General features: G+C 34.7%; 15 protein-coding genes. 13 read left to right on the top strand and 2 right to left on the bottom strand.

Annotation, left to right across the window (positions count from 1 at the left end; genetic code table 11):
- The first annotated feature begins 4 nt into the window (after positions 1 to 4).
- The 10 genes from ACMHYH_RS06975 (at position 5) to ACMHYH_RS06930 (ending at position 10,564) form a co-directional block, all read left to right on the top strand.
- Complete coding sequence (locus tag ACMHYH_RS06975; protein ID WP_414838691.1) at positions 5 to 1,276, top strand: RidA family protein; 1,272 nt, start codon at positions 5 to 7, stop codon at positions 1,274 to 1,276.
- Positions 1,277 to 1,383: 107 nt separating this feature from the next.
- Positions 1,384 to 1,770: a VOC family protein gene (locus tag ACMHYH_RS06970; protein WP_414838690.1), complete on the top strand. Its 387-nt coding sequence runs from the start codon at positions 1,384 to 1,386 to the stop codon at positions 1,768 to 1,770.
- Positions 1,771 to 2,966: 1,196 nt separating this feature from the next.
- Complete coding sequence (locus ACMHYH_RS06965; RefSeq protein WP_414838689.1) at positions 2,967 to 3,368, top strand: arsenate reductase ArsC; 402 nt, start codon at positions 2,967 to 2,969, stop codon at positions 3,366 to 3,368.
- Positions 3,369 to 3,567: 199 nt separating this feature from the next.
- Positions 3,568 to 4,542, top strand: a complete 975-nt coding sequence (locus ACMHYH_RS06960) for a tocopherol cyclase family protein (RefSeq protein WP_414838688.1) — start codon at positions 3,568 to 3,570, stop codon at positions 4,540 to 4,542.
- Between the two features lie 1,027 nt (positions 4,543 to 5,569).
- Positions 5,570 to 6,727 (top strand): ROK family transcriptional regulator, encoded by a 1,158-nt coding sequence (locus ACMHYH_RS06955; RefSeq protein WP_414838687.1) that lies wholly within the window; start codon positions 5,570 to 5,572, stop codon positions 6,725 to 6,727.
- A 317-nt stretch (positions 6,728 to 7,044) separates the two neighbouring features.
- Positions 7,045 to 8,133: a DUF871 domain-containing protein gene (locus ACMHYH_RS06950; protein ID WP_414838686.1), complete on the top strand. Its 1,089-nt coding sequence runs from the start codon at positions 7,045 to 7,047 to the stop codon at positions 8,131 to 8,133.
- A 75-nt stretch (positions 8,134 to 8,208) separates the two neighbouring features.
- A complete protein-coding gene (locus tag ACMHYH_RS06945; RefSeq protein ID WP_414838685.1) occupies positions 8,209 to 9,627 on the top strand; it encodes a PTS sugar transporter subunit IIC in 1,419 nt (472 codons plus the stop codon).
- Between the two features lie 98 nt (positions 9,628 to 9,725).
- Positions 9,726 to 9,950: a hypothetical protein gene (locus ACMHYH_RS06940; protein WP_414838684.1), complete on the top strand. Its 225-nt coding sequence runs from the start codon at positions 9,726 to 9,728 to the stop codon at positions 9,948 to 9,950.
- Between the two features lie 15 nt (positions 9,951 to 9,965).
- Positions 9,966 to 10,151, top strand: a complete 186-nt coding sequence (locus ACMHYH_RS06935; RefSeq protein WP_414838683.1) for a DUF3188 domain-containing protein — start codon at positions 9,966 to 9,968, stop codon at positions 10,149 to 10,151.
- Positions 10,151 to 10,564, top strand: coding sequence for a DUF3284 domain-containing protein (locus ACMHYH_RS06930; RefSeq protein WP_414838682.1), 414 nt, complete (start codon positions 10,151 to 10,153; stop codon positions 10,562 to 10,564). The genes ACMHYH_RS06935 and ACMHYH_RS06930 overlap by 1 nt, the downstream gene beginning before the upstream one ends.
- Before the next feature lie 144 nt (positions 10,565 to 10,708).
- Here ACMHYH_RS06930 and ACMHYH_RS06925 read toward each other — a convergent pair whose 3' ends face one another.
- Positions 10,709 to 11,521 carry a Cof-type HAD-IIB family hydrolase gene (locus ACMHYH_RS06925; protein WP_414838681.1) on the bottom strand — a complete coding sequence of 271 codons (813 nt, stop codon included), beginning with the start codon at positions 11,519 to 11,521 and terminating at the stop codon, positions 10,709 to 10,711.
- A 119-nt stretch (positions 11,522 to 11,640) separates the two neighbouring features.
- Positions 11,641 to 12,990 (bottom strand): MATE family efflux transporter, encoded by a 1,350-nt coding sequence (locus tag ACMHYH_RS06920; protein ID WP_414838680.1) that lies wholly within the window; start codon positions 12,988 to 12,990, stop codon positions 11,641 to 11,643.
- A 304-nt stretch (positions 12,991 to 13,294) separates the two neighbouring features.
- On the opposite strand from ACMHYH_RS06920, the gene ACMHYH_RS06915 reads away from it, so the two are divergent.
- The 3 genes from ACMHYH_RS06915 to ACMHYH_RS06905 all read left to right on the top strand — a co-directional run bounded on the left by ACMHYH_RS06915 (position 13,295) and on the right by ACMHYH_RS06905 (position 16,998).
- Positions 13,295 to 14,542, top strand: coding sequence for a mechanosensitive ion channel (locus ACMHYH_RS06915; RefSeq protein WP_414838679.1), 1,248 nt, complete (start codon positions 13,295 to 13,297; stop codon positions 14,540 to 14,542).
- A 265-nt stretch (positions 14,543 to 14,807) separates the two neighbouring features.
- Entirely contained in the window at positions 14,808 to 16,340 is a 1,533-nt protein-coding gene (locus tag ACMHYH_RS06910) for a DUF1538 domain-containing protein (RefSeq protein ID WP_414838678.1), read from the top strand.
- A complete protein-coding gene (locus ACMHYH_RS06905; protein WP_414838677.1) occupies positions 16,324 to 16,998 on the top strand; it encodes a P-II family nitrogen regulator in 675 nt (224 codons plus the stop codon). Before ACMHYH_RS06910 ends, ACMHYH_RS06905 begins: the two co-directional genes overlap by 17 nt.
- The last annotated feature ends 159 nt before the right edge of the window (positions 16,999 to 17,157 follow it).

Raw genomic sequence — 17,157 nt, 5'->3', positions numbered from 1 at the left:
AAAAATGACTAATTATAATGCAGTATTAGGAAGAAATACAGAAGATGCTCCAAAAAATATTGGACCTTATTCACAAACGGTAGCGTACTCTCACTACAATAACTTTTCAGCTCAATTGCCTATCGATCCAAAAACAGGCGAATTAGTAGTTGGCGGTGTAAAAGAGCAAGCTGAACAATGTTTTAAAAATATTAAAACTGTTGTAAACAGCATCGACCATATCATGAATGATATTGTTAAAGTAACCATCTATGTTAAAAATATCAAAGATGTTGACGCTATTGACGAAGTCTACAAAACAGTTTTCACAAACTATCTTCCTACACGTACAGTAGTTGCAGTTGCAGCTTTACAAATGGATGCTTTAGTACAAGTTGATGTGCTTCTTTCACATGGTGAAGGTACGATTCCTGATGCACCACAATCAGGCGACTTGATTAAATTAACAAACAATACACCTAGTGCACCAATGAGCGCATTATCTACACAAGCTGTTGCCTTTTCTCATTACAACAACTTATCAACTCAATTACCAATTGACCCTAAATCTGGTAGATTAGTAACTGGTGGCGTAAAAGAGCAAGCTGCTCAAGCATTAAAAAATATCAAAGCTATTTTAGAGAGTATTGATGTTCCTTTTGACGATATCGTTAAAATCAATATCTTCCTTAAAAACTTCTCAGATATCGATGCTGTAAACGAAGTCTATACAACATTCTTCCCAGACTCAGCTATCGCTAGAGCAGTGGCTTATGTTCCTGCACGTACAGTTATTGCAGCAACAGCATTACCAATGGATGCTTTAGTACAAATTGAAGCGGTAGTCTCACACGGAGACGGTACTCCACCACAACTTGTTGAAGATAGACACGGTCTAATCATTGAAGCAAACAACACAAAAAATGCTCCAATCAGTCCTTTATCTACACAAACAGTAGCCTTTTCTCACTACAACCACATCTCTGCTCAATTGCCTATTGATTCAAAAACAGGCGAAATGGCAGTTGGTGGCGTAAAAGAGCAAGCTGCACAGTGCTTGAAGAACATCAAGGAAATTATTGAAAGTGTTGACCATAAAATGGCTGACGTTGTTAAAGTAAATGTATTCCTTAAAAATATTGCAGATGTTGATGCTGTAAACGAAGCTTACACAACCTTCTTCCCTGAGGGCACTCCTGCTCGTACAGTAGTGGGTGTATCTGCTTTGACAGGCGACGCTTTAGTACAAATTGATGCAGTTGTATCAAACGCTGAAGGAACACCTCCAGTAGCATAAAAAGCTAAATCAAAAGCAGTTGAGACAAGTGTCTTAGCTGCTTTTTTTTGTTATACTGGATTTAAAATAGAACCCAATAGGCAACTAAATTTGAGAGGAAAATGATAATGAAAATAGAACACGTAGCAATATGGTCACCAGATATAGAAAAATTAAAAGCTTTTTATGCAACGTATTTTAGTGCAGTAGCAACTGATCGATACCAAAATAACAAAACGGGTTTTACATCTTATTTCTTGACCTTCAAAGAGGGCGCAAGACTTGAAATCATGCATAAAAAAAACATTCTCCCCGTTGAACAACAAAACCAGGAGTACTTGGGTTATGCTCATCTAGCAATGAGCGTTGGGACAAAATCTGAAGTAACGAGGCTGACAAATCAGTTGAGAAAAGATGGGTATCACATTGTTGGAGAACCAAGAACAACCGGTGATGGCTACTTTGAAAGTGTCATCTTAGATCCAGACGGTAACCGAATCGAAATTACCTGCTAATAATAAGATTCATGAGCAGAATAGAGTCGAAAACGGACAAATGAAAAACAAAACCGAGCCAACTAGTCTATTTTTCCAACCAACCAGACAACTGAATAGAAATTCAACCACCACTGGTCCAACCCGAGTCTGTTTTAGACAACTGACTTGATAATTATCCTTAACTTGTCCGTTTTCTCTAAACAAGAGCTCTTAATCTAGTATTTTTTTAACAGTTAGAGTAGAAGGTACTTATCTTCACAGAAAAACGAGTCAAAAACGGACAAGTGAAAGACAAAACCGAGCCAATTAGTCTATTTTTATAACCAATCGGGCAACTGAATAGAAATTCAACCACCACTGGTCCAATCCGAGCCTGTTTTAGACAACTGACTTGATAATTATCCGAAACTTGTCCGTTTTATCTAAACAAGAGCTCTCAATCTAGTATTTTTTTAACAGTTAGAGTAGAAGGTACTCATCTTTACAGAAAAATGAGTAAAACGGCCAAGTGAAAAACAAAACCGAGCTAACTAGTCTATTTTTCCAACCAATCAGACAGCTGAATAGAAATTCAACCATCACTGGTTCAATCCGAATCTGTTTTAGACAACTGACTTGATAATTATCTGAAACTTGTCTGTTTTCTCTAAACAAGAGCTCTCAATCTAGTATTTTTTTAACAGTTAGAGTAAAAGGTACTCATCTTTACAGAAAAATGAGTAAAACGGCCAAGTGAAAAACAAAACCGAGCTAACTAGTCTATTTTTCCAACCAATCAGACAACTGAATAGAAATTCAACCATCACTGGTCCAATCCGAATCTGTTTTAGACAACTGACTTGATAATTATCCGAAACTTGTCCGTTTTCTCTAAACAAGAGCTCTCAATCTAGTATTTTTTAAACAGTTAGAGTAAAAGGTACTCATCTTTACAGAAAAACGAGTTAAAAACGGACAAGTGAAAAACAAAACCGAGCCAACTAGTCTATTTTTCCAACCAATCAGACAACTGAACAGAAAATCAACTTTCAGTTGTCCAATACGAATCTGTTATAGCCAACTGACTTGATAATTATCTGAAACTTGTCCGTTTTCTCTAAATAACAGCTCTCAATCTAGTATTTTTTAAACAGTTAGAGTAGAAGGCACTTATCTTTATAGAAAACTGAGTCAAACGGACAAGTGAAAAAAACTAAATATGAGAGGAAGAGTAGATGAAAAAAACAGTAGCCTTTATTTGCGTACACAATTCATGTCGATCACAAATGGCAGAAGGATGGGCAAAAAAATTAGGAAATAATGTTATAGAAGCCTATTCAGCAGGGACAGAAAATTATCCTGAAGTAAAACCTTTGGCAGTAAAAGTAATGGAAGAAGCTGGAGTAAATATGAGCAGCCACAAGCCTAAATTATTATCGGATATCCCAAGAGAGTTGGATATTTTAATAACCATGGGTTGCAATGTAGAGTGCCCAAATGTTCCGAGCAAACATAGAGAAGATTGGGGATTGGACGACCCTTCAGGTGGGTCAATCGAAGAATTTAAACAAACAAGAAATACAATTAAAGAAAAAGTAGAGGAATTAATTAGTAGAATAGAGAACAATGTACTCTAACCAAACAAAAATGAAGTTCTAGTTAGTAAAAAGTAGAAAGGCTAGGATATAATTCGGGCTAATCGAGTCTGAACGATTCCAAAACAATCAAAAAGCAGGTAAAATGAGATGAATCGTTTGTTGAAATAAATAAGAAATTTCTAGCCTTACTAGTTTATTTTCTATTTAAAGTGATCAAATAAAAGGAGTTCATGTATATATGAATAAGAAACGAGCAAATGCCATTTTATTTCAAGGTAATCTGAACAAGAAACCATACTTTGAAGGATGGTATTACAAACAAGTTTCAAATGATGGGAAACAAATTATCAGTTTAATTCCGGGAATTAGTCTCAGTGAAGCAGATTCACATAGTTTTGTGCAATACATTATGACAAGCCAAGAAGAAGGTAAAAAAAGAACAGAAACAGGTTATATACGGTATCCACTAAGTGCTTTTGATTACCAAGAGGAGCCTTTTCAACTAAAAATCGGACCTAATATTTTCACACAATCAAAAGTAAAAGTGGATTTAAAAAACGAACAAGTAACGCTAAACGGAACAGTTGAGTTTGGTAAGTTTACTCCGATAGAACAGACTATTTTGACACCAACTATTATGGGCTTCTTTGCGTACTTTCCGCTGATGCAGTGCTTTCATGGGATTGTAAGTATGAATCACTCTCTAAAAGGTTCGTTTACTGTTAATAAAGAAAAAATTGATTTTTCGGCAGGGAAAGGTTACATCGAAAGAGACTGGGGTACGTCTTTTCCACGTGAATATGTTTGGATTCAATCAAATCATTTTGAAAATAATGAAACAAGTTTATTTTTTTCAGAAGCCCATATCCCTTTTATGAAAACCGCTTTTCAAGGCTTTATTTGTAATTTAGTTGTAGACAATAAAGAATACCGCTTTGCTACTTACCACGGAGATAAATGTACAATCGATAAAATAGATGGAAGACAAGTCACGATTCGTCTAGAAAATAAAAAAGCCAAACTAAAAATTAAAGCTGAAATAACCAATCCAGGAGAACTAATCGCTCCGACTGTATCTGGCATGCAAAAAGTGATAAAAGAAGAATTGGGTGGCGCCGTAAAAATAGACTTGTATTTGAAAGCAGAAAAGACGCATTACAAAGATGAAACAACTTCTGCCGGTATTGAAATAGTAGACCACACTGAAGACTAATCTGTTTCTTTTGTGTTACTATCTAAAAAGAGTAATTAAATAAAACTCAAACTAGTAGTTATTTATAGCTAGTTTGAGTTTTTTTGATTAGTTAGTACACCAACTACTATTAGTTAAAAGAGAAAGAGCCTTGTTCTTTAAGCACTAAATCATCTTTTGTGCAGGTGATCAGACTCTTCGTACGATGGTTTAATAGATTTGCTAGAATGAACTAAAAGGTAAAATATATTCTAAAAGGTGCTCATCAATGCCTAGATGTTACGGAAACAAACAATTGTAGGAAATTAGTCACGTTTAATGAAATCATCAAATATAAGTCAAAATCATCTTCTTTACTAGATTTGGTGACTATATGATGGGCTTATCTTACTACTTATTGCTCATACAGATTAGCCAATTTTAGCAAAGAAAACAACTAGTTTAATTGAGGCTCTCTTCAAGTAAGGTGTCCTTTCTATTCAATGGAAAATGCAATAAAAAGAAAGAACCTGAGTCAAAAAGAAAGAACCTTGTTCAAATTAATGATAAGATAATGAGAGAAAATAGGATTAAAACTGAAAACAATCAGTTTTTTACTAAAAGAGCTAGATAAACTAAGAAAATCAGTAGACCAATTTGGTTAGTTAAAAAAGTTCCTTTGTTTATTTGTATTGCAAAAAATAGTATAGAAGAAAAAAAAGTCACCTATCTTCAATAATCAGACTAAATGAAGCACTTCATTCCTTTAGGATAGATAAGTTTAAAGCATAGGTTTAATTAAAATTAACCAGATAAAGAGTCGAAATTCGCCAACTAGTGATTGACAAGGTTTTAATGGGACTATTAGAAAAAGAGTAAAGAAGTTACTTAATCGCTTCTTCAAGCATTCGTTTGATAAACCAAGAAAATGAAACGAAAATAAGAAAGAAAATCTCTGGATAAGAAAATAAATAATAAATAAGGATATAAATTGAAAAGAATACTTAATTAATTTAATTAATAATGCTATACTAAAAACAACCATATTAAACTAGACAGGAGCTAACTTATGAAGCGTGGAACATTTCAACTAATGAAATCTGTTAATAAATCAACAATACTAAATAAAATACGCTTATGCGAACCGTTGTCACGTGCTAAAATTGCACAAGAGACAGGGATAACGCCTCCTACTGTTAGCAGTATCGTTAAGGAACTGATTGCTGAAAACTTAGTTGAAGAAAGTATCCTTGGTGAATCTAGAGGCGGTAGAAAACCGACTATGCTTTTAATTAAGCGAAACGGACACTATATTATTGGGATAGATGCTGGTTCAAATGTGATTAAAGGCGTTGCTACTGACTTAGTAGGAACAATTCTATCTGAAACAGAAATAAAAATATTGCCTCATATTAGCAAAGAATATTTTTTACAAACGCTAAAAGAAGTCGCTCGAACAATCTTTTCAGGAATTGATGATAAGAAGAAGATAGTGGGTATAGGCGTTGCTATGCATGGTGTAGTAGATGTTTCAGCAGGTGTTTCTCTTTATTCGTCTAACTCAGGCTTACGAGATATTCCGATTAAAGAAGAACTTGAAAAAGAATTTAATGTGATGGTCATGGTAGAAAATAATTCAAGAACGATGGCATTAGGGGAATATTGGTTTGGAGATCATGAAGAAGTAGATAGCCTAGTAGCCATTAATATTGGAAGAGGCGTCGGTTCGGGTATAGTAGACAAAGGCCGACTGTATTATGGTGCACAAGATATTGCAGGTGAAATGGGGCATATGGTCATGGATTTGAATGGTAGGTTATGTAGCTGCGGCAACAGAGGCTGTTTTGAGACATTTGTCACGGGTGATGCCATTGTTAACCGAGCGAAAGAACAAATAAAAGACGCTCCAGAGGGATTAACAGCTGAAGATGTCTATTTATATGCAAAAGAAAATAAACAAGATTACCTTGCTATTTTGGAAGAAACTGGACAATTGATCGGTATTGGCGTAGTAAACTTGATACATATGCTAAATCCTAACAAAATTGTCTTAGGAGGTGGGGTCTTAAATAGTGAAGAATTTTTGATGCCAACTATCCATCGTACGATTCAAGAGCGTGCATTGACTGAAAAAGCAAGGAAAAATACGAATATTGAAGTATCGATGCTAGGAAAAAATGCAACAATACTAGGTGCAGTAGCCTTATTATTATCAGAAATTTTTTAAAAACGATAGAGATGAAGCCTTTTTCTAAAAGCAAATCTCTCTCGTTTTATTTTTTTAAAAACTTTTTAATTATTGTGTTGACAAATGAACCAACAGTCTATAAAATACTAATTAACAGCTTAGTTAATTAATTTAATTAAGATGGATAACACAAAGAAACTATCTATCCTAAAGAAGGGAGCAAGAGAACAAAATAAATGATCTTTCGTTTAATAAAAGATCTATATGAGTAAACTGTTCATTTTTGCTAGTTTAATACCATTGAAATGAATCCGCTTTCGAATTTATTTTTCTGAGAAAAGAGAGGAGTCAATAAATTGAGAAGATTAGGAATTTCAGTTTATCCCAATCATAGTGAAGTAGAAGAGGTAAAGGCGTATATTGAATTAGCTTCAAAATACAACTTCAAACGAATCTTTACTTGTTTACTATCCGTAGAAGGAAATAAAGAAAAAGTTATTAAAGAATTTAAAGAAATTATCGCAGTTGCTAAAGAAAACAAAATGGAAGTCATTGCAGATGTGAGCCCACAGCTTTTTGAAGAACTAGGAATTAGTTACACTGATTTATCTTTTTTCAAAGAAATAGGCGCAAATGGAATTCGTTTAGACAATGGGTTTACAGGAAATGAAGAGTCAGTTATGACGTTTAATCCTCAAGGATTGAAAATAGAACTGAACATTAGTAATGGAACCAAATACTTAGAGAATATTTTAAGTTATCAAGCAAATCCGTCTAATTTATATGGATGCCATAATTTTTATCCTCATAGATACACAGGCTTAGGCTACGATCATTTTATTGCAACAAGCAAACAATACAAAGAGCAAGGAATTAAAACCGCTGCTTTTGTTAGTTCTAAAACAGCTACTATTGGACCATGGCCTGTAAGCGAAGGACTTTGTACACTAGAGATGCACCGCGAATTGCCTATTGTGACCCAAGCCAAACATTTGTGGGCAACTGAACTAATTGATGACGTTATTATTGGAAACGCTTTTGCATCCGAGGAAGAACTAAAAGCCTTGAGCGAAATAGATCCATATCAACTGATTCTTAATTGTGAACTAGTTAAAGAAAGTCCCGAAACAGAGCGGAAAATTGTGTTAGAAGAACCTCACTATAACCGTGGTGATGTGTCAGATTACGTTATTCGTTCAACACAAAGTCGAGTGAAATATAGTGGACATGACTTCCCAGCATTTAATACACCAGCGATCAAAAAAGGAGATATCTTAATCGAAAGTTCTCTCTATGCTCGTTATGCAGGTGAATTGCAAGTTGCACGTTTGCCAATGGAAAATTCGGGTAGAACAAATGTAGTTGGATGTGTTGTGGAAGAAGAAGTCTTCTTACTAGATTTAATTAAGCCATGGCAAAAATTCAAGTTTGCATTTAAAAAATAATGAACTAATTTTTTTCAAAATAATATGCTCTAATTTATTAATAAAAGACAGATACTATTTTAGGAGGATTTAAATATGAACGCTTTAACTGCTTGGCTGGAGAAACATATTCTCCCAATCGCTGCTAGAATTGGTGCGCAGAAACACTTAGTTGCACTTCGTGATGCTTTTATCGGAACGATGCCCGCTACAATGGCTGGATCTGTTGCGGTTATGATCAACGCGATATTACGTGATTTACCGCCACAATTTTTCGATGGATATGATGCTTATAGCATTCCTGTTGTAAGTGAAATTATTACAATTAACGGGTATGTGTGGAACGGAACATTAGCTATTGCCGGAGTTATTTTCGCCTTTTCATGGGGTTATAACCTTGCACGTGCTTATGGTGTAAATGATTTAGCTGGTGGGATTGTATCTCTAGCTGCTTCAATTAGTGGAATTACTTTTGCATTCTCTAGTGCATTAGAAACAGCTGTACCTGCTGATGTAATGGAAACAATTAATGCTGGTTCTGCTACAAGTGGTTGGACTGCAACAGAAACAGGTCTATCCGTTGGTGGATGGGGTTGGTTGCCACTAAACAACTTAGATAGTAACTTCTTCTTTACTGCAATGATTATTGGTTTTGTTGCTACAATGATCTTCGCTCAATTAATGTTAAGAAACATAACAATCAAATTACCAGACTCAGTTCCACCAGCAGTAGCTAAAGCTTTTGCAGCGATTATTCCTGCTACAGTTGCTCTATATGTTGTTGCTATTTTCTATTGGTTATTTGCAAAAATAGTTCCAAACATGACTTTCTTAGCATGGTTACAAGAAACAATTGCTAAACCTTTATTAGGTGTCTCTCAAGGTTTTGGTGCTGTTATTTTAGTAACGCTATTCGTTCAAATATTTTGGTTCTTTGGAATTCATGGTCCCAACGTATTGGCTCCAATCTTGGAAGGTGTTTTCGGAGTTGCTCAACTTGAAAACGTTAACCTTTTCCAACAAGGTGGAGTTGAATTAGTAAAAGCTGAAGGTTATAATTGGGTACGTGGTTCATTCGACGCTTACTCATGGTTCGGTGGTTCAGGTGGAACAATTATTTTAATCATTGCCATTCTATTGTTCTCTAAACGTGCGGATTACCGTGCAGTAGCTAACTTATCATTAGGACCTGGTATTTTTAATATCAATGAGCCTATCATGTTTGGCTTACCAATCGTACTAAATGCGATTATGTTTATTCCGTTTATCCTTGCACCTTTAGTATCTGTTTCTATTGGATACTTCGCAACAGCACTAGATTTGGTTAACCCCGTTTCACAACAAATCGTATGGGTTACACCACCTCTATTGTTATCATTCTTAGCAACTGGAGCAGACTGGCGCGCACCTGTCGTAACATTGATTGGTATGCTAGCAACGTTTGCAATCTGGGCACCGTTTGTTATTGCTGCAAACAAAATGGATCCTTCATTAGGCGCACCAGAAAAAGATTAGTCCTTACTAAAACTGAAAATGGTTGCTTCTACTTTAAAAAATTAGAGTAGAAGTAACTTTTTGTCATTTAAATAATCTTGAAAGAGAAGGTGGAAAAGATGATTGAATTAACATTACCTATGCAACAAGATAAAGCAATTGCCTTATTAGAAGCATATCAAGAAGAAGGTATTTCTTTTACATTTAAAGAAAAAAAAGGCATTAAACTTTATTTCAATACAACTGAAGCAGATTTAGATAAAGCGGCTAAATTAGCAAAAGCAGCAATTAAGGCAGAATCATGGGGATCAGTATTGTATTTCCAAGTTATTCCTGTTAAATAAGAGAGGTATGATAAAATGATAAAGAACGGTTTATTTTTAGCCAGTATTGGTATGTTAATTTTAATGTTTAGTGTTAGCCGTGAAACGTTTGAATACGATATGTTAAACTTAACAACAGCTTTATTTATGATTATTTTTGGTGGAGTACTAGCCTATAAAGGTACGAAAAAAGAAAAGGCAAAAGAAGAGGTGGAAAAATAGTGGAAATTATAAAAAAATTAAATATACCTGCTGAATTTTTCTATGATAATGTGATGAAATCTGTTTTATTTGATATACGTGAACAAACAGGAAAACAATTGTCTCATGATCAATTAAAAAATTTTAGTTACATTAAAACATTTTCTAAAAATAGTAGCGCTAAAATTGAAATAGAAAAAGTTGAAAAAAATAAAACGTATCATTATCGCACCTCAACAACTGCAAATGATTACGTCGTTCAATACGATATCACAGTACTTGATGACAAGAAATGTGAAGTACGCTATAAAGAAACAATGGAGTCTTATGGATTTCTTCAAAAAATGAATGACGCTGCTTTAGGAATTATTTTAGGGTATGTTAAAAAACGCAATTTTAAAAAAATGTTACTAATGATTGAAGAATCCTATTAAACTCTTGAACACAGAAAAAGAATGCCCTAGATAACTCAGTTTGACTGATAGTATGTAGCGCTTTCTTTTTTTGACTTTCATAAAAAAACCTTTATAAGAAAGTACTCATAGTTAGAGTAGTTTTTATAAAGGTTTTTTATTGTTTTATTTTGTTAACAGATATTTTTCAATAGCTGTTGCAACACCATTTTCATTGTTTGTTCCAGTTGCCTCATCGGCAAGCTCGAGTACAGACTTATCAGCATTGCCCATCGCAATGCGTTTACCTGCAAAACGAAGCATAGATAAGTCGTTTTCTTGATCGCCAATAGCGAGAACATCTTGTTGGTCAATATCTAGACGTTCGCATAAAGAATGAAGTGCATTGCCTTTGCTTGCTGTACTATTTAAAATCTCAAAAAAGTTTGGACCACTTTTGGCGGCATGAAACCTTGAAAAGAATTCTTTTGGCAGTTGTTTAATAAAGTGATCTAATTTAAATTTCTCTTCACTAAAAATCGCTTTTGAGGGCACGAAGTTTTCAGGAAGATCGTAAACATTGCGGTAATACAAAGGTGCATTGTTAAAATAAGCTTCTTGTATGGTATATTTGCCAATGTGTTGATTGGGTGTGTAGATGGAGTGCTCATCATCAAAATGAACAGAACAGCCAGCACGTTCGCTTAATAGGTACAAATAAGACAAATCTTCTTTTGTCAGATTTACCCGTGAAAGTGTCGTATGTGTTCGAGCATCTTTCACCAGTGCACCATTAAAGCAAACAGCATAATCAATAAATTGATTTCCTATATCGTGAGCAATTTTAACCACACCATCATAAGAACGTTCAGTACAAAGAACAACTTTTACACCGGCTTGGTGAGCTTTTCTAATCGCGTTAATGACTTCAGGTGTTAATTCTTTCTGATCGGTTAATAAGGTACCATTGACATCAAGAGCAAGCATTTTATACATCATTTTTCCCCTCACTATCGTTTTCATTTTTTTGAACGAATCTCTTTAGCTAGCGTCTTAATGATAATACACACAACTTAATTATTCAATGAAACCTTAAATTATTTTGATTAGTTATCCAATTAAAGTAGTTTTTTTCTTGAACGAGGCAATTTTTTGTTGATAAAATAGAATGAAACAAAAAATGCGATAACGTCCGCTACAGGAACGGCAGCATATACGCCATATAAGCCAAATAGGGAAGAAAAAATCAATAGAAGTGGCGTAAGGAAAATGAGTTGACGAGCAAGATTTAAGAAACTAGCTAAGCGAACTTCTCCGATAGCTTGGAAATAGTTAGACCAAACAATTTGAAGGCCAACTAATGGGAAACCAAGTGTCCAAATACGAATGGCTTTAACACCTAAAGAGACGACTTCTGTTTCTTGATTAAACAAACTCACAACAAACTCTGGAAAAAGTTGAATGCCTAAGAATCCGGTAGTTGTAATAGCAAAAGCAGCGATACTAGCCAGTTTAAGGGCTTGCTTGACTCGGTCAACACGACCTGCTCCAGTATTGTAACTAATAATCGGTTGCAATCCTTGAATAATACCAGAAATCATCATAATCACTAGTGTGGTTGCACTCGTGATGATACCAGCTACCGAGATAGCTACGTCACCACCATACTTAACCAATGTTGCGTTAATAATAATATTTAAGATACTATTCGCAATTTGAAGCAAGAAAGCTGGAATACCGGTAGTTAGAATTTCTTTTACATAGGTGAATTTTAACTTCATATTCGCTAAAGTTAAGCGAACATTGCTGCGTTTGCCAGTAAAGTAAGCTAATTGCCATACGACAGATAAGAATTGACCACCGATTGTCGCATAAGCTGCCCCTTTCATACCCCAACCTAACTGCATGATGAGGATATAGTCAAAGACAATGTTAAAACCAGCACCAATCATCATACTAACCATCGAAATACGTGGATTTCCATCCGCTCTAGCAAAGTTATTCATTGTCATCGCTAGAGACTGGAAGACTCCACCGAATAAAATGATACTAAGGTACTCAGAAGCAAAAGGTAAAACGGCATCACTAGCCCCGATGTTTCTTAAAATCGGTTCCAAAAAGATATTTCCGATAATAGTAAAGGATAAACCGGCAATAATAGCTAAGCTAATACCGTTTCCTAAATAATGTTGCGCTTTGGTTGTCTCTTTTTTACCTAGACTGATAGAAAAGCGAGTGGCTCCACCCACTCCAACCAATAGACCAAAGGCAATCATGACTAAAGTAACAGGGTAGGTGATAGAAGCAGCTGCTAGGCCCAATGAACCAAGCTCAGGTGCATTCCCAATGAAGATTCGGTCTACAATGTTGTAGACGGCGTTAACGAACATTCCGATAACAGCTGGAATTGAAAATTCTATCAATAAGGAAGAAATTTTATCTGTTTCGAGTTTATTTTTTTGAGGCATATCTTTCCTTCTTTCTAAACTTTTTTCTTACTACTCTATTAAAAGCAGCTTACTCTAAAAAGAGTTTCATTAACAAAGATAGCAATCTCTTGATGCTAAGTCAATGCCTTGTTCCTTAAGCTCCCTATAAATAGATAGAATAAAAAACAACAATTCTTTTTCTTCATTAAATAGTACAGTATATCTAAGGAAAAACAAAAGAAAAGAGCTCAAACAAGGGTTATTGTTTTAAAAACGTTTAGAAATAAGGTATACTAAATGACATAAAGAGTTCACAAAATATAAAAAAAAGGAGGAATTAGATATGAATAACTTTACAAATTCAATTAGTACAGGATTTAATTCATTTATGGGTTTTTTACCTACATTATTAGGAGCACTTGCACTAGTACTATTAGCTTGGATTATTGCCATAGCATTACGTAAGGGATCGCAAAAAGGATTGAAAGCAGTAGGGTTTAATCGCTTATTAACAAAATGGGGGTTAACGAATACGAACGAACAAGCGGATAATACAATCGATTCGATTAGTAAAGTACTTTATTACTTAATATGGTTAATCTTTATCCCAGGTATCTTAAGTATGTTAGGGTTGAATGCAATCGCATCACCAATTACAAATATGTTTGATTCAGTACTATCCTTTATACCAAACGTATTTGCGGCAGCAGTTATTTTAGCCTTTGGAATTTTCATTGGACGTTTTGTTAAAAACTTGGTTTACAATCTATTGATTACTCTAAATATCGATAAATGGATTGCTAAAATGACGAGCTCAGAAGAAGTTGCTGATAATGCAACACCTTCTACTTCACAAAAAATGACGATTGCTAAAGTATTAGCAAACATTGTTTATATCATTATTCTTGTGCCTATTATTACCGTAGCACTTGAAACATTAAACATAAAAAGTATTTCAGAACCAATCATTATGGTACTAAATCAAGTATTAGCAGCCATTCCAAACGTTATCGTAGCCGTTATTTTAATCGGTGTAGGCATTGTCTTAGCTAAATTTGTTGGAGATTTAATCTCTGGCTTGTTACAAGGAACAGGAATCAATAAATTAAACAAATACCTTAAAACTCCTGGTTCACTAACGTCATCATTTGACTTAGCTAAAGTAGTTGGTCAAATTATCCAAGTTGTTTTAATTGTATTCTTTGTCGTTGAAGCGTTGAATGTTTTAAACTTAGACGTATTAAATACGATTGGAACAGCAGTCATTGCTTACTTGCCACTTGTGTTAAGTGCCTTGATTATTTTAGGAATTGGTTTAATTGGTGGATCATTGTTGGGTAACTTTATTACTCAAACGACGGGGAGTCGTATGTCAGGTAACATCATCAAGTATATCTTAATTGTGATGGCTGTCTTCATGGGACTAGATCAATTGAAGTTCGCTACAAGTATCGTTAACTATGCATTCTTGTTAATTCTTGGAGGACTTTCAGTTGCTTTTGCTCTTTCATTTGGTATCGGTGGTCGCGACTTCGCGAAACGTCAACTTGAAAAAATAGAAACAAAAGTAGAAAAAGAGCAAAAAGAATAAGAGTGTTCCTTTTTTAGTAACGCACTAAGCTTGATTTTCGTAATTGAAAATCAAGCTTATTTTTTTATGTTTAGTATATCGATTCTTTTAGTAGAGTATAAAAGGCGTTTTTAGTCAGTTAAATGAGTGAATATGGTACACTATAAAGGAAGATCAGTAAGAGGAAAAGAGTAAATAAGTGAAGATCAGTTAAATTATACTTAAATAAGTCACATTAGTAAAAAACGCAGTTCATATTTAGTTAACTATCAAAAAAGAGTAACAGGTGAAAAGTAAAAAGAAAGGGATTGTATGTCATTTGAATCGTTTAACCGAGAAGTTTAAAGAAGTATTATTAGCTGTTTTACCCATTGTTGTTATTGTCTTTCTTTTGCATTTGACCATCGCGCCTTTGGAAACAAACTTATTGATCAAGTTTTTATTAGGAGCCTTATGTATTGTTGTGGGGTTAGCCATTTTCCTATTGGGAACAGATATTGGAATCACACCAATCGGCTCTCAACTAGGTAAAGGAGTAGCAAAAAGCAACAAAATATGGGTCGTTATCATTGCGGGCTTAGCACTTGGATTTTTTATCTCAATAGCAGAACCTGATTTACATATCTTAGGCAATCAAATTGCTGAAGTAACAGGTGGAGTAATTTCGAGTACGAGTATTTTATTAAACGTTTCACTAGGAGTCGCGTTCATGGTAACAATTGGGTTACTTAGAATTGTATTTAACTTTCCTTTATACAAACTATTGACAGGTATTTATCTTGTTATTTTTATTTTATCCTTGTTTACATCCAATGAATTCTTGTCGATTGCGTTTGATGCGTCAGGTGCTACAACCGGAGCACTAACCGTTCCGTTCATGTTAGCGCTCGCCTTAGGTATTTCGTCTTTAAAAAAAGCTGGAAAAACCTCTAAAGAAGACAGTTTTGGATTAGTAGGGATTGCTTCATCAGGTGCGATTATGGCTGTGATGATAATGAACATTTTTGGTGGAGAAAAAAACATCCAAGGAATGTTAGATGTTAACGCCAATGCGACAACGTCTATTCTTCAAGCTTTTCTGACAACCATTCCGACGATTTCAAAAGAAATTTTTCTAGCTTTATTTCCAATTTTAGCTATTTTTATGGGTTACCAATGGTTCTTTTTAAAACTTTCTAAAAAGAAACTTTCAAAAATAGTAAAAGGTGTTGTCTATGTTTTTATCGGACTCGTTTTATTTTTAGTAGGGGTGAATGCTGGCTTTATGGAAGTGGGTAGTGTGATTGGTTATACCATTGCATCACTTGATAGTCCGGTTTATTTACTCTTCATTTCTTTTGTGTTAGGGTTGGTGACGATCTTAGCAGAACCGGCCGTATATGTTTTAACGCATCAAATTGAAGATGTCACCCAAGGCTATGTTAAACGGAAAATTATTCTTTTTGCTTTATCTTTAGGTGTTGGTTTAGCAGTATTGTTATCGATGATTCGCATCTTGATTCCACAGTTATTGCTCTGGCATATGCTTTTACCAGGATACATGCTAGCTATCGGCTTGATGTATGTGATTCCAAAAATGTTTGTTGGGATGGCTTTTGATGCGGGTGGTGTTGCTTCAGGTCCAATGACAGCAACATTTATCTTAGCTTTTGTTCAAGGAGCAGCTGAGGCAATAGAAGGAGCTGACGTTTTAATGGATGGCTTTGGTATGATTGCGATGGTAGCGATGATGCCCATCCTTACACTACAAGTAGTCGGGCTAATCTTTAAGTTTAAATCTGGAAAGGGTGGACTCCAAAAAAATGAAATTAAAAAATAGCAGTATCCTTGGAATGGATTATGAAATTATGTGTGTCATTGTCAATGTTGGCAAAGGTAGTAAAGTAGTAAAAATAGGCAAACAAAATGGCATTTCTGGTGGCACTATTTTTTATGGGCAAGGTACAATCAATAATACCCTTCTTAAGTTATTGGGTTTAGACGATGTTCGCAAAGAAATCGTTATTCTAGCTGCTGATAGAGAAGTTGTAAAAGGTGCGCTAGAAGAGTTTACTAAGTTATTGCATTTAGATAAACGCAATCAAGGAATAGTATTTACCGTTCCAATTGCCAATCTTTTAGGCAATAAAAATTGTGTCTATTCACAAAATGCAATTAGCAGAAAGGTTGATCAAGTTATGTACCAAGCTATTTTTACTATTGTTGATTCTGGAGAAGCGGAAGATGTTATTGCAGCAGCTGTTGCAGCGGGCTCTCAAGGCGGCACCGTCATTAGTGGTCGAGGAGCAGGAAGCCATGAAAGCAGTAAGTTATTTTCAATGGATATTGAACCCGAAAAAGAAATTGTTTTAATTTTAACGGAATCACAAACGACTGATGCAATCGTTGCGTCAATTAGCCACGCAATGGAGATAGAAAAACCAGGAAATGGTGTCTTATTTACTTTGGATGTGAACAATACAAGAGGATTATTTTAACAAATAACGGCATAAAAAAGGAGAAAAATAGAAGAGACAGATTTTAAACTCTTGTTTACACAAGTGTTTAAGAGACTGTTCTTCTTTTTAATCGATAAAAAATACAAAAACAGAAGCCTATATTAATTAAACATACGAAGTTTTTATTGAGAAAGAGGC

The organism is Carnobacterium sp. TMP28, from assembly GCF_047553015.1.
GTDB lineage: Bacteria > Bacillota > Bacilli > Lactobacillales > Carnobacteriaceae > Carnobacterium_A.
The sequence above is the reverse complement of the archived record's forward strand: the minus strand, read 5'-3'. Positions and strand labels throughout refer to the sequence as shown.

Bases quoted from the DNA above. Each gene is read 5' to 3' on its own strand.
- ACMHYH_RS06955 (WP_414838687.1), top strand. From the start codon at position 5,570: ATGAAGCGTGGAACATTTCAACTAATGAAATCTGTTAATAAATCAACA.
- ACMHYH_RS06905 (WP_414838677.1), top strand. From the start codon at position 16,324: ATGAAATTAAAAAATAGCAGTATCCTTGGAATGGATTATGAAATTATG.
- ACMHYH_RS06945 (WP_414838685.1), top strand. From the start codon at position 8,209: ATGAACGCTTTAACTGCTTGGCTGGAGAAACATATTCTCCCAATCGCT.
- ACMHYH_RS06925 (WP_414838681.1), bottom strand. From the start codon at position 11,521: ATGATGTATAAAATGCTTGCTCTTGATGTCAATGGTACCTTATTAACC.
- ACMHYH_RS06970 (WP_414838690.1), top strand. From the start codon at position 1,384: ATGAAAATAGAACACGTAGCAATATGGTCACCAGATATAGAAAAATTA.
- ACMHYH_RS06920 (WP_414838680.1), bottom strand. From the start codon at position 12,990: ATGCCTCAAAAAAATAAACTCGAAACAGATAAAATTTCTTCCTTATTG.
- ACMHYH_RS06915 (WP_414838679.1), top strand. From the start codon at position 13,295: ATGAATAACTTTACAAATTCAATTAGTACAGGATTTAATTCATTTATG.
- ACMHYH_RS06935 (WP_414838683.1), top strand. From the start codon at position 9,966: ATGATAAAGAACGGTTTATTTTTAGCCAGTATTGGTATGTTAATTTTA.
- ACMHYH_RS06960 (WP_414838688.1), top strand. From the start codon at position 3,568: ATGAATAAGAAACGAGCAAATGCCATTTTATTTCAAGGTAATCTGAAC.
- ACMHYH_RS06965 (WP_414838689.1), top strand. From the start codon at position 2,967: ATGAAAAAAACAGTAGCCTTTATTTGCGTACACAATTCATGTCGATCA.
- ACMHYH_RS06975 (WP_414838691.1), top strand. From the start codon at position 5: ATGACTAATTATAATGCAGTATTAGGAAGAAATACAGAAGATGCTCCA.
- ACMHYH_RS06940 (WP_414838684.1), top strand. From the start codon at position 9,726: ATGATTGAATTAACATTACCTATGCAACAAGATAAAGCAATTGCCTTA.